Origin of the sequence: Mariprofundus ferrinatatus, from assembly GCF_002795825.1 — a bacterium.
GTDB classification, from domain to species: Bacteria; Pseudomonadota; Zetaproteobacteria; order Mariprofundales; family Mariprofundaceae; genus Mariprofundus; species Mariprofundus ferrinatatus.
Map to the genome: position 1 here is coordinate 55,520 of NZ_CP018800.1, position 12,924 is coordinate 68,443.

General features: G+C 53.2%; 12 protein-coding genes. 5 read left to right on the forward strand and 7 right to left on the reverse strand.

What is annotated here, in order from left to right; all coding sequences use genetic code 11:
• The 3 genes from Ga0123462_RS00310 (at position 1) to Ga0123462_RS00325 (ending at position 4,233) form a co-directional block, all read left to right on the forward strand.
• The gene (locus Ga0123462_RS00310) at positions 1–1,209 is read left to right on the forward strand and encodes an NnrS family protein (protein WP_100264477.1); all 1,209 of its coding nucleotides are present in this window, start codon (positions 1–3) and stop codon (positions 1,207–1,209) included.
• Between the two features lie 10 nt (positions 1,210–1,219).
• Positions 1,220–1,534, forward strand: coding sequence for a non-heme iron oxygenase ferredoxin subunit (locus tag Ga0123462_RS00315; RefSeq protein ID WP_100264478.1), 315 nt, complete (start codon positions 1,220–1,222; stop codon positions 1,532–1,534).
• A 230-nt stretch (positions 1,535–1,764) separates the two neighbouring features.
• Entirely contained in the window at positions 1,765–4,233 is a 2,469-nt protein-coding gene (locus Ga0123462_RS00325; RefSeq protein ID WP_100264480.1) for an ATP-binding protein, read from the forward strand.
• Between the two features lie 97 nt (positions 4,234–4,330).
• On the opposite strand, the gene Ga0123462_RS00330 is transcribed toward Ga0123462_RS00325, so the two are convergent.
• The gene (locus Ga0123462_RS00330; protein WP_232726469.1) at positions 4,331–5,344 is read right to left on the reverse strand and encodes a crotonase/enoyl-CoA hydratase family protein; all 1,014 of its coding nucleotides are present in this window, start codon (positions 5,342–5,344) and stop codon (positions 4,331–4,333) included.
• A gap of 445 nt (positions 5,345–5,789) precedes the next feature.
• On the opposite strand from Ga0123462_RS00330, the gene Ga0123462_RS00335 reads away from it, so the two are divergent.
• A complete protein-coding gene (locus Ga0123462_RS00335) occupies positions 5,790–6,032 on the forward strand; it encodes a hypothetical protein (RefSeq protein ID WP_100264481.1) in 243 nt (80 codons plus the stop codon).
• Positions 6,033–6,040: 8 nt separating this feature from the next.
• Positions 6,041–6,859: a sulfite exporter TauE/SafE family protein gene (locus Ga0123462_RS00340; protein ID WP_100264482.1), complete on the forward strand. Its 819-nt coding sequence runs from the start codon at positions 6,041–6,043 to the stop codon at positions 6,857–6,859.
• Here the strand turns inward: Ga0123462_RS00340 and rodA are convergent.
• The 6 genes from rodA to xth form a co-directional block, all read right to left on the reverse strand.
• Positions 6,856–7,968 carry a rod shape-determining protein RodA gene (rodA, locus tag Ga0123462_RS00345; protein WP_232726470.1) on the reverse strand — a complete coding sequence of 371 codons (1,113 nt, stop codon included), beginning with the start codon at positions 7,966–7,968 and terminating at the stop codon, positions 6,856–6,858. The two genes, Ga0123462_RS00340 and rodA, sit on opposite strands and share 4 nt — an antisense overlap.
• A complete protein-coding gene (gene mrdA / locus Ga0123462_RS00350) occupies positions 7,965–9,800 on the reverse strand; it encodes a penicillin-binding protein 2 (protein ID WP_100264483.1) in 1,836 nt (611 codons plus the stop codon). The genes rodA and mrdA overlap by 4 nt, the downstream gene beginning before the upstream one ends.
• On the reverse strand, positions 9,781–10,188 hold the full coding sequence (locus Ga0123462_RS00355) for a hypothetical protein (protein WP_100264484.1): 408 nt from the start codon (positions 10,186–10,188) through the stop codon (positions 9,781–9,783). The genes mrdA and Ga0123462_RS00355 overlap by 20 nt, the downstream gene beginning before the upstream one ends.
• Entirely contained in the window at positions 10,185–10,982 is a 798-nt protein-coding gene (mreC, locus tag Ga0123462_RS00360) for a rod shape-determining protein MreC (protein ID WP_100264485.1), read from the reverse strand. The genes Ga0123462_RS00355 and mreC overlap by 4 nt, the downstream gene beginning before the upstream one ends.
• Before the next feature lie 3 nt (positions 10,983–10,985).
• Positions 10,986–12,023 (reverse strand): rod shape-determining protein, encoded by a 1,038-nt coding sequence (locus Ga0123462_RS00365; protein ID WP_100264486.1) that lies wholly within the window; start codon positions 12,021–12,023, stop codon positions 10,986–10,988.
• A gap of 126 nt (positions 12,024–12,149) precedes the next feature.
• Positions 12,150–12,908, reverse strand: a complete 759-nt coding sequence (gene xth, locus Ga0123462_RS00370) for an exodeoxyribonuclease III (RefSeq protein ID WP_100266396.1) — start codon at positions 12,906–12,908, stop codon at positions 12,150–12,152.
• Positions 12,909–12,924 lie beyond the last annotated feature (16 nt).

Genomic DNA, 12,924 nt, shown 5'->3' on the forward strand with positions numbered 1-12,924 from the left:
ATGTCTGAGGGTTCCCCTCCAGTGATCAACATTTCCAATGGGGGCTCTGTTTCCACGCCAAAGAGGTGGAGCCCGTTCGCCCTGGGGTTCCGTCCCTTCTTTCTGCTGGCCGGGTGGTTCGCCACTCTTTTCATGGCCACTTCACTCGGTGGCTTCGTTAGCGGCATCTGGCACTACAACTATTTCGAACTCTCCCTCTGGCATGCACATGAGATGCTGTTCGGATTCGGCGTGGCCGTCATTGCAGGTTTTTTGCTTACAGCTGTGCGCAACTGGACGGGGCTTGCCACGCCGAGCGGCTTGCCACTGGCCCTGCTGGTGCTGCTCTGGCTGGCTCCACGGGTTCTCTCGGCCGTGCCGATGCCGGCGATGATTTTTGCCCTGCTCGATATGCTGTTTCTGCCGGTTCTGGCATTGCTTATCTACCTGCGAGTGAAGCAGGCAAAACAGCCGCACAACTACAGCGTACCGGCACTATTGCTGCTGCTTGCAGTGGCCAATGCCGGCATCCACCTCGATCTGCTCGGCCAATTACCAGGGGTTTCGTCAGGGATGCTGCATCTGGGCGTTCTCACGTTTGTTGCGATCATCGTGCTGATTGGCGGGCGCGTTGTACCCTTCTTTATCGGCAGTGCAACGGCTTCGCAGGCGGGATCAAAGCGGTGGATTGAGAAGGCAGCGCTTCCTTCGGTAATGCTCTTTGCCGGGGTTAATTTACTGTTGCCTGTGGATGGGCTGGTTGCCGTCCTGGCAGTCGCAGTAGGGTTGCTGCATGCTAAGCGTATGCAGCAATGGTATGTTGCTTCTATCTGGAAAGAGCCGATGCTCTGGGTGCTCTATCTGGGTTACGCATGGCTTGTTGCAGGATTCTTCTTCTATGCAGCTGCCCTGATGTTTAATCTTCCGTTGACTGAAGCGGTGCATGCCTGGACGGTTGGTGCGATTGGTGCATTTACGCTTGGTATGATGGCGCGCGTTTCTCTCGGGCACACCGGTCGCCCTGTGCAGGCACTGCCATGGATGCCAGCAGGTTTCATTCTGATAGTTGCGGCCGCATTTGCCCGGGTTGTCATGCCTCTGATTAATCCGGCCTGGCTTGACAGCATCGTGATGTTCAGCGCAACGTGCTGGATTATCGCATTCCTGATTTTTGCTATCCGCTATTCGATGTTGCTCCTGAAGCCGCGGCTGGATGGCAAGGAAGGCTGAGGAGAGGGGTATGTCTGAGTGGATCAATATTGTGGCGGAGGGCGAGTTGTCTCCGGGAAGCCGGAAAGTGGTGGCAACCCCCTATGCAGAAATTGCTGTCTTCAATATCGATGGCAAGTTCTATGCGATTGAGGATATCTGCACGCACGATGGCGGCGAACTGGCCAGTGGAATCTGTGAGGGTGATCAGATTGTCTGTCCGCGTCACGGTGCCCGCTTCTGCATCCGGGATGGCAGGGCTCTGACTCCGCCTGCCTATGAAAATATCGATACCTTTCCTGTGCGTATTGAGGGCGGCATGGTACAGGTAGACATCGATGGATGAGTGATGGTTCGAGCCGATGAGCAAAGGGTCAAAGCACCCTGCCTAAGTTGTCGCCACTACTTCATTACCTGGGACCAGCATCGCCCCTACGGTTGCCGGGCCTTCGGGTTTAAGGCCGCAAGGTTGCCCTGCTACGAGGTGCAAAACGCTTCAAGCGTCCATTGTCTGAAACACGAGCTTAAACCAAAAAACAAGTGATATGGGGCTATTATTGCTGTTAGCGTAGCCGTATGGGGATAAAGTGGCTCAAATCAGTGAAGATGCGACTTAAGGCTCGTTCGGATGCCGAACATGAGCAGGCGATCTTACGAATTCTGATTGCTACCATCTGTTGCTTTTACTTCTATCTCGCCGGGCCACAGGTGGCCTTTTATATAGCCGCGTCATATTTGCCGACATCTCTAGCAATTATTGGATGGATCGTATTCTTCCCTGATGTTAATCCGGTGCGAAGATATGTCGCGATTACTACCGATGTCGGAATGGTTTCTTTGGGCGTCATCCTGTCTGGTGGCGAGGAGGGAGTTGTTTTTGTAGCAATTTATCTCTGGATTATTACCGGCAATGGTTTCCGCTTTGGCGTTAATTATCTGCTATACGCCACGCTGCTATCGTTGGCATCATTTACAGTGATTACGCGGTACAATGCTTATTGGCACGAGCATATTCCCATGGTTGTCGGATTGTTGATAATTATTGCAATAGTTCCACTATTTATGGCGAGCCTGATTCGCAAGTTAAACAGGGCAATTGATGCGGCAGAAGCAGCAAATCAGGCCAAGTCTCAGTTTATTGCCAATATGAGCCACGAGTTGCGCACGCCGCTGAATGGCATCATTGGCATGAATGACCTTTCATTGAGCACAAAGCTGAACAAGGAACAGAAGCGTTTCGCTATTGTGATCAGGGATTCTGCTTACCATCTTCTCGGGCTGATCGAACGCATTCTAGATATGTCCAAGATTGAGGCGGGCGGGCTTGAGCTCGAGAAAATCCCTTTCGACTTGCATCAACTTATGCATGGTGTGGTCGCCATGTTTGAAGGAAAGGCGCTGGAAAAAGGCATCAGGATTTCTCTTCATATTGATCCGGAAGTGCCCTTCTCCCTGATTGGAGATCCCAAACACCTGAAGCAGATCCTGCTCAATATCATAGGTAACGCCGTGAAATTTACTGAACAGGGTAGCGTTAGCGTGAAGGTGGGGCTTGCTGATACAAGTGAAGAGACACGGATCGTATTCAACATTTCCGACACGGGAATTGGCATGTCTGAAGCAGCCCAGGAGAAAATCTTCGAGCGCTTTTCTCAGGCGGATTCCTCTATTACCCGTCGCTTTGGCGGCACTGGCCTCGGCACCACCATTTCAAAAAACCTGACGGAGATGATGGGAGGCTCCATTGGGCTGTTCAGCACTGAAGGGGTGGGCAGCGTGTTTACGATAGAAATTCCCTTCGAGCGACAGGAAGACAAAACCGTTCCAAGGGATTTGACCAAGATCAATATTCTGGTGCTTGGAGAAAACTATTCGGGTAATCCACTGGAAGCGATGCTCCATAGATGGGGGACTCATTATACTTTCATTGATAATGAAAAATTTCTTTTGTCCAGCATTGAGGATGCCTGGTCAACCGGGCATCCCTACGATGTTGTCATGGTCTGTCGCGATGCGCTCCAATGTGCGCCCGAGTTGGTAGCGCAATCGATTCGGAATAAATGTGAGTTTGCTGGTATTGATTTGATTTTGATTGAGTCCGACAGGGCCGCCTCTTCACATTCAAGCATGGTAGAGGCCGGCTACTCTTCCGTGCTCCACCTGCCGGTTCAGCAGTCACTGCTTTTCAATGCCCTGCATGCATCCAGCATTATTCATCACTCTGCAGATATTATTTCTATCAAGGATGTAATGAAGCGAAAGATGGCTCTGCGCTCACTGAACATTCTTCTGGCCGAAGACAATCCTGTTAATCAGGAGGTGGCGAATGAGATGCTTACGAGGGCAGGTCATAAGGTCGATATCGCACACGATGGAGAAGAGGCGCTCGATGCCCTCGCCAGCGACAAAGAGTACGACCTTGTCCTTCTGGATATGAATATGCCCAATGTTTGCGGTCTTGATGTGCTGAAGCAGTTTCGCTTTATGGATACCAGTGCATCCACTCCGGTACTGATGCTCAGTGCAGATGCGCTCCCTGAAACCGTTAACGAATGTATGGAGGCGGGTGCAAACGATTACCTGACAAAGCCGATCCGGGTTTCTGAATTGCTGGCGAAGGTAGCCGAGTTCTGCGGTGAACAGGATGAAAAATTAGAAAGGTCGGATGATGAGAGTCATTCACCCCCGCCCGCTAAGGGAAGTATTCTGGATGATGAGGTACTGGGTGAGCTGTTCGGTCTGGTTCGCGAATCTGATACTCGCGATCGTCTGTTACGTTCTTACGAAACCTCCGGCAGTGAAAGCCTGATACAGCTTCGCCAGGCTGCGGCTCAGGGTAGTAGCCAGGACTATCTATTAAGAATTCATGGGTTCAAAGGCTCTTCCGGCACGCTGGGGCTGAAAGAGGTTGTTATGCTGTGCGGGGAAATAGAAACCATTGGTGATGCCATTGGCCCTCCTGCTATGGCTGATTTCTGCAGCAAACTGGATGTTGCATTCAAACAGGGCTGTGATGCCCTGCGAGATTATCTGCGAGACAATTAATATCTGTCGGGATTCTTGTTGAGGCCAGCCTTGGGATAAATAAGGAGTATTACTCCGGGGAGAGAGCACCCCCCGGAGTTATACAGTTGCTTTCAAATTATCCCACCTTCTGAGTCTGTTTTTTTACCAGCCGTTCCATCATGCGTAAGTCCTTGGCCTCCAGCTTGAATGCTGTGTCAACCCAGATTGAAGCAACATTCAATAGCTCTTCATAGGTTACAGGGTTGCTGCAACGCTTCGCTTTTCGGAAGGCGCGATAGCCATTTCTGAAACGGCCCTCTTTTTTGATGTAATCGTAGACGGCCTGCTCTCCTTTGCCATCCTCGGCTAGAAAATCGACTACGCCAAGTTCATGCATCTCTTCCGCTGTATAAAGTCGACCGCTTAATACCAGCCGCTCTGCTTCGACCATGCCTACCTTGCGCGAAAGAAGTGCATATGCTCCTGCTCCTGGAAACAGGTTAAACAGAATATCCGGAAGGCCCATTTTTGCACTGCGTTCGGCAATAAGAACTTCGCTGGAGATGGCTGCTTCGAAACCACCACCAAGTGCGTCACCTTGAACAAGCGCAATTGTGGTAATCTCACCATTAATACCGGTATGATTTCGGTAAAGAATGTCGTTGCATGCTGTAGCATATTGCATCAAGCCATCTCGGTCTCCGTTGCCGATCAGTTCACAAAAAAGACTAAGGTCTCCGCCGAGGTTATAAATACCCGGTACATCAGAGCCGGAGACAATATATTGCACATCCTTATATAAGTGAGGTTTGGCAGTAACTTCGTCATACCAGTGTTGAATCTCTTTTGTTAGTTCATATGAGAAGCATGGCCTTGGCTTGGCGTTCATTTTCAACCATGCAATGCCCTTATCCTGTTCAAAATGGAGGCCCATATACTTATAGCTCTCCATGGGTGTGGAAATGTTCTCATGGGCACTTGTTCGTAGTGCATTAGCTTTGAAGTGGTACTGTTCAACGTATTTGTATGCATCCAAATTATGGCTGTGCTGTTTCATGTTTGGACTCCCCTCATTGTGCACAAAGGGTTCGTTTACTTCTCTAATGTTGGTTGGTCGTAAGCTGTTGGTGTCATACTTAATTTGCCCCATCTTTGTAATCTCCTTATCACAATTGTTGCGAAGGACTGCTCCCCCGGATTCGCCAGAATGCACTCTGTTCTAGTGTTACGTCAACATTCCGACGTAAATATGCATAATTTAAGGCTATATTTGCCTATACCTATGGCTAGGTTTGAGGCTTTCCTCGATGGATAAGCTGTAGCTGGCGGAATTTTGACGACAGGGAGGCGGTGAAATAAGGCGATATAGCAGGGTCGTTATTATCGACAGCAGGCCAACTGAAAAAAGGTTTGTCGCTGTCGGTAACTATGCCGCTGTTCACAATGCCACCTTCAGTTGTTCCGTCCGAATAGCAGGTACGTATTGTTGGCAAGGTGAACAGGGTGAGCTAACAGGACTGGAGAAACCGGACAGGTTGTTGTCGTATGAAATCTGCGGGCTCGACTGATGGCGGACAGGGTGTATCTTTTGATGGATGAATGAATGTAACGCGAGCTTTGGCAGCGCTGAAGAGTGGCGAGAGAAGGCGATGCAGAGATCCGGCTCAATCGATGGCGATGAGTCCGAACGGCGCAGCGCCCTTGCCGAAGCCCATAATCGGAAGCATAAGATAATAGACCCGGATATTCTGGCCGACCAGCAGCTCTACATTCTTGGTAAGATGGATTTGGAGGAGTATCAGGCGTACCTTCTGTTTAAACACGGCAAGGCAGGATAAGAGATCGTATGTCTGAAATAGAGTTGGGGCTGATCATATACGGGCTGCTGGTTGGGCTTGGGGCAGGATTGATTGGAGGCGCTCTCGCAGGGTTGGCAGGGGTCGGTGGCGGGCTGATTTATGTGCCGCTATTTTATCTGTTTGCCCCTCCTGATACCAATGGCATGGCAATGCATGTTTTTGCCAGCATGGTGGCTGTTGTGATGACAGGCTACTTCTCAGCAAGGTCGCACTGGCACCTGGGGCATGTTAACGGTAAAAAACTTGTGGCACTGTTGCCGGGGCTTGTAATCGGGGCTGCAGTCGGGCTGTGGAATACGCTACAGCTGTCGCAGTTCTGGATACTGACAGCTCTTGCTCTGCTCAATGCATGGGTGGCTTTTGATTATGGTCGGGATTTCCATCTCAAACTCAGAAAAAATATGATTTCGACCAAGCTTCTTGCCTGGCCTATAGGCTTTATATCCGGAACGGTCGGTATCGGAGGCGGTACGATGATCGTACCCTTGCTAAGGCGGACCCTGCCTCTGAAAGAGGCGGTTGGTACTGCATCGATGGCCGGCGTATTTATGGTGCTTTGCGCAGTCATCCTGAATTTTTCTCTGGAGCCTGATTGGGTAGGTGTGCTTGTCGAGGATTGGCAGTTTCTGGTTGGGGTATGGATCGGGATTGTATTAATAGTACCGTTTTCTGCGCATAAAGCCGCTGCCCTTCATGGATCGGTAGATGAGGGAAAGCTGCGCCTTGCGCTCAAGACACTGTTTATTGCGCTTTCGCTTGGATTGCTTGGAGCTGCACTTCTGGCGCTGTTTCAGTTCGGGCTTTAAAGCAGCGGGCTTCCCGGCCGCTGCCAGGGAATACGATCCTTTGATTCGATAGCAACCCGCATGACAAGACCGAGGGCGGCCAGCATGGTGACCAGTGCCGAGCCTCCGTAGCTGATGAAGGGAAGCGGCAAACCCACGACCGGAAGCAGGCCTGAAACCATGCCGATGTTTACGCTGATGTAGAGCAGGAATACCGAAGCCACGCCGATGCAGACCAGCGAGCCGAATCGGGAATGGGCGCGATAACTGATCATCAGAATGCGAGTGATCAGGATGGTATAGAGAACCAGCAGTATGGTGGCTGCGACAAAGCCGCCCTCTTCTGCCAGTACCGCGAAGATAAAGTCGGTGTGCTGTTCAGGCAGGAAGTGCAGGGATGCCTGTGTTCCCTGCATATAACCTTTGCCGAACAGGCCTCCCGAGCCGATCGCAATCGTTGACTGAATCACATGGTAGCCGGCCCCCAGAGGATCTGATTGTGGGTCAAGCAGGGTCAGTACGCGCCGCTTCTGGTAGTCGTGCATGATGAAGTTCCAGAGTACCGGCAAAGAAGCTAGTGCAAGAACAACAGCAATGCCGAACCAGCGCCATGGCAGCCCGGACGCGATCAGCATTGCCGAGGCGGCAAACAGCAATACAAGTGTCGTTCCGAGATCGGGCTGAATGACAATCAGAGCTGCGGGTGCAACGGCAAGCATAAGGGCGATTGCCAGATTCGCCATGGAGTCGGCCTCACGGCTGGCAAACCAGTGGGCCAGCACAAACATCAGCGCCCACTTCATCAGTTCCGACGGCTGCAGGTTGATTACGCCGAGATCAAGCCATCGCCTGGCCCCCATCTGGACATCCCCAACCAGCGGCACCAAAGCCAGCAGAATCAGGGCTACGATGTAGAAGGGCCAGCTGGCAAGTCCCAGAAAGCGAAGCGGAATGAAGCAGAGAAGCAGGAATACAGAGAAGCCGACACTCAGAAATATGAGCTGTTTCTTCCACAGCAATGCATCACCCTGATGTATCGCCGCATACAGGGTAATCAGGCCGACCGTGATCAGGCTGGCAACCGATGCAAGCAGAATCCAGTCAACGGAGCGAAGGGCACGGAAGATCACAGTTGCTGCCCCTCATCTCTTGCTTCCTCTTTGGCAGCAAGAACCCTGATAATGGCATCTGCAACAGGTGCAGCATCACTGCCGCCATGGCCGCCATGTTCGACAAAAACTGCAAAAGCGACTTTCGGCTTGTCATAAGGTGCATAGCCCATAAACCACGCATGATCACGATGGCGCTTGAGAATTTCCTGTTTGCTGAGCTTGCCACTCTTTTCATCATCCTGTGCCATTTTGACCACTTGCGCCGTACCGGTTTTGCCTGCCACCGGCCAGGGGGTGGATCTGAGCGGCCAGTAGGCGGTGCCTCCCGGGCTGGCAACCACATCGCGCATCGCCTTGCGAACCTGTTCGAGATGTTTCGGATCTACTTCAGCTTGATGCAGGAGTTCAGCCTCCTGATCCGCGAGAAGCTGCGGCTTGAGGATTTTGCCGCCATTGGCAATGGCCGCAGCAAGGCGGGCAATCTGCAGCGGCGTGGTGGTAAGCTGCCCCTGTCCGATGGCGGTGATCATCGTTTCACCCCTGAACCAGCGCTTACGTCTGTTGGACTGGCTGGTCATCTCAGCCATCATGTTCGGGCGGTGGGCCGGAATAATGCCACGGGACTCCGGCGACAGGTCGATGCCTGTTTTTTCACCCAACCCCCACTGCTGGGCCGAATCACTGATGGCAGCCATGCCGATCTGGTCGGCAAGTTTGTAAAAGTAGACGTCGCAAGAGTGAACCAGAGAAGAGTGCATGTTAACATTACCGTGCCCCTCCCGCTTCCAGCAGCGCAAGTTTCTGTCGGCCAGTTCAAGATAGCCGGGGCAAAAGGCGTCACCTCTGGCAAGGCTTGCCTTCTCAGCCAATCCGGCAAGGCCGGTGACAACCTTGAAGGTCGATGCAGGAGGGTAGGCTGCCTGCGTTGCCCGGTTGAGAAGTGGTTTGTCGGGGTTGTTGAGCCACTGTTGCCACTGCTCCGATTCAAGGCCGGTAATAAAGCGGTTGGTATCGTAGCCGGGCTGACTCAGCATGCTGATAACTGCGCCGCTTTCAACATCGAGAACAATTACCGCTCCAGTTCTGTCACCCAGCGCCTCCGAGGCGGCTCTCTGCACATCGATATCGAGCGCCAGTTTCAGCTGTTTACCCATGATTGATGGCGTACGCTTGATCACTGCAATTCGGCGACCGAGGGCATCAACCTCCTCCTGCTGGGAACCCGGAGTTCCGTGCAGAAGTGATTCAAATGATTTTTCTGCGCCGGTTCGACCGATAAACTCGGTGGGTAGAAATCCTTCATCGAGATCGGATTGGCGGGCAAGGGAGAGGTAGCCGATCAGGTGGGCGGTAAGTTCGCTGTAGGGGTAGTGGCGGTAACTTCCTGCTTCAACATCGACACCGGAGAGCCGGTGAAGACGGGAGGCGATGGGGGAAACCTGCTGCCACTGCAGTTTGTCATCAAGAAGGACCGGGCGGTCGGGGCGTGCCGATGCGATGCGCTTTCGGATATGCACCTGTTTGGCAGGGCTCCATGCCAGTGCTTCGGAAAGTTGAACCAGGGTCTCATCCAGATTGGCAACGCGTTCCGGGATCAGCAGTACCCGATAGGCGATTTTATTGACGGCCAGACCGTTGCCGTTGGCGTCAACGATTTCACCCCGTACGGGCAGCACGGGAATAATATTCAACCGGTTTTCGTCCGCCTGCAGCGCCAGCTTTTCATGCTGCGACCACTGCAACTGCAACAGGTTCAGTAAAAGGCCGCCGAGAAGCAGTGGGGTAACTGCATAAAAGAAGAGCATGCGCAGATCAAAGCGCTGGCGGCTTTCAAGCTGGTTTTTGCGCATAGAGGCTCGTCAGCAGATACCAGATTGGCACACACAGGCAGAGTGTTAATAGTACAGCAGCCATTTCCCACCCCGGCTGCAACAGGGAAAGTATCGCAATAACCATCAGCGCTACGCGCTGGGGCAGCCCTGAACCGAGGTGCTGATCGAAGTAGATCATGGCCAAGGGAATCAGCGCGATAACAGCAAAACTGATGCCGACTGACCAGTGCAGCACGATGTCGTGAATAAAGATGCCCGGAAGTACCCAAATCCAGTTGTGGCGTTTTGCGAGAATACCGGCCAGCAGCAGCGCCATAGCCCAGTCGGGCTGGGTCAGAGAAGATGAGAAAGCGAGATTTAGGCTGAGCCCAAGAAGCGACAGCAGGACAACGGATGTGGCAATCATGGGGCTGCAGTGCTGTCGTGAAGGTGTGATGCAACTGCCAGCCAATTGTCTCGTCGCCAGTGGGCTGCCGGTGCAGCTGAAACCTTAACGAACAATTCGCCGGGGACACTCTGCACCTCGTTAATACGAGCGACAGCGATACCGGGTGGAAACAGGCCGCCTGCGCCGCTGGTATAGAGCACCTGTCCCTGAGCGAGTTCAAACTCCTCGGGCACGAATTCGATAGAGAGGCTCTCGCCCTGCCCTCGTGCCAAAGCAGCCAGCGAGGTGCCAGGGATGGTTACGGGGACAGCAATGGAGGCATCAAAGATAGTGCGGACTGTCGCATGGTTTTCAGCAGTGGTGTCGACAACGCCAACCAACCCTTCGCTGGAGACGATGACATCATCCTTTGAAACGCCGTATACCTGCAGAATGATGCGCTGGCTCATTGCCTCCGGGCTGCGCCCGCGTACTTTGGCGGCATGCCAGCGATAACCGGTGATGCCGGCAATATCGAGGATGTTGCGCAGCTGTCTGTTCTCTTCACGTAAAGAGCTTGCTTCCTGAATGAGCGCTGCCTGCTGCTGAGCTTTTTTCCGGAAAGCCAGATAATCGCCTTGCAGTTTCTGCCGATCAGAAAACCAGAGGCTGATCTCCTCCCACCACTGGACAGGTGCATGTAGTGCTTCAAGTGCTGGCCAGGTGGCCAGCATGGGCCATGAACCGGAGGATACCCGGGCAATCAGTAGCAGGCCTGCAACAACCATCACACTTACCACCCACACTCTGTAGCGTCGTCTGACGGTTCTCACAGTTTATTCCTCGAAGAGCACGCCTCGCATGCGATCCAGTTCATCGAGCACGCGGCCACTTCCCAGTACCACGCAATCCAGGGGGTTTTCGGCTACGGTCACAGGCAGGCCGGTCTCTTCGCGAAGCAGTTGGTCCAGGCCAACTAGAAGCGCACCGCCGCCAGTCAACATGATGCCTTTATCGACAATATCGGCAGCCAGTTCTGGCGGCGTACGTTCAAGGCAGACCTTAACGCCTTCGATGATGGCGTTAACCGATTCGGTCAGTGCTTCAAGAATCTCGGAGTCGTCCAGATGCAGGTTTTTCGGCACCCCATTGATCAGGTCGCGGCCCTTGACCTCCATTTCTCGGCGGGTCTCCTGTGGATAGGCGCTGCCCAGCGTCATCTTGATCTTCTCGGCAGTCGGGGCTCCGACCAGCAGACTGTATTTGCGACGCAGGTGGTTGATGATCGCCTCATCCATTTTGTCGCCGCCTACACGCACCGAACGGGAGTAAACGATGCCGCCGTAGGAGATGACAGCGATTTCACTGGTGCCTCCGCCGATATCTACGACCATCGAGCCGGATGCTTCGGTCACTGGCAGGTTGGCACCGATTGCGGCAGCCATAGGCTCCTCGATCAGGTAAACCTCACGGGCACCGGCAGAGAGGGCTGATTCACGGATGGCACGACGCTCTACCGGAGTGGAGCCGTAAGGCACGCAGATGACGATGCGCGGATGAATGCCCCAGGTGCGGTCATGCACCTTGCGGATAAACTGCTTAAGCATCTCTTCAGTAACTACAAAATCGGCAATCACGCCATCTTTTAATGGGCGAATCGCCTGAATGGAATCAGGTGTGCGACCGAGCATTCGCTTGGCGTCTGTGCCAACGGCAAGCACCCTGCGATGATGTTTACCCCCGCTGACGTTGACTGCAACAACGGAAGGTTCATTAAGGACAATGCCTTCCCCGCGCACATAGATCAGCGTATTGGCAGTGCCCAGGTCGATAGAAATATCGCGGGAGAAAAAACCGAACAAGCGTTGCAGCATAAGAAACCAGCCTCCGAAAACTAAGCTTGCGAGCCTAGTTGTTGAAGCCAAGCAGGTAAAGCAGTGGAACGCTTATACCGGCACCTGAAGTGAGGGATTTTCCGGTCAGGCAGTCTTTGGAGGCAGCTAGTTGAAATCCACCCAGACCGGAGCGTGATCGCTGGGTCGCTCTCTGGCTCGGTAATCCGTAGCAACACCTGCAGCTGCCGGTTGCATCAGAGGGGTGGCAAGCAGATGGTCGATGCGGATACCCCAGCGGCGGCGAAACGCATTCATGCGGTAATCCCACCAGCTGAACATCGGCTCATCGGGATAAAGCTCCCGTACCGTATCGACAAGCCCCAGATTTATAATCTCGGCAAACATTTCACGCTCATCGTCGGAGCACATGATTTTGCCCTGCCAGCGCTTGGGGTCGTGGACATCGGAATCGGCAGGCGCAATATTGAAATCACCGAGTACCACCAGCCTTTCGTGTTTTTCCATCTCCAGTTTCAGAAAATCCCTGAAAGCGGATAGCCAGGCGAATTTGTATGCGTATTTCTCCGAACCCACCTCCTGGCCGTTGGGGATATAGACATTAACGATGCGCACGCCATCAATGGTGGCAGCCAGAAGCCGCTGCTGCGGATCATCAAACTCCGGAATGCCGGATACGATCTCGCCTGCTTCCTGCCGACTGAGGATAGCAACGCCGTTATAGGTTTTCTGGCCAGAAAAAATGACCCGATAGCCGGCAGCCTCGATCTCAGGAGCAGGGAACTTCTCATCGGGCAGTTTGGTCTCCTGCAGTGCCACAATGTCCGGCTCGAATTCGGTGAGGTATTCAAGCAGATGCGGCAGGCGCACATTCAGGGAGTTCACATTCCAGGTGGTGATTCGCATAGGCTGATGATGTACG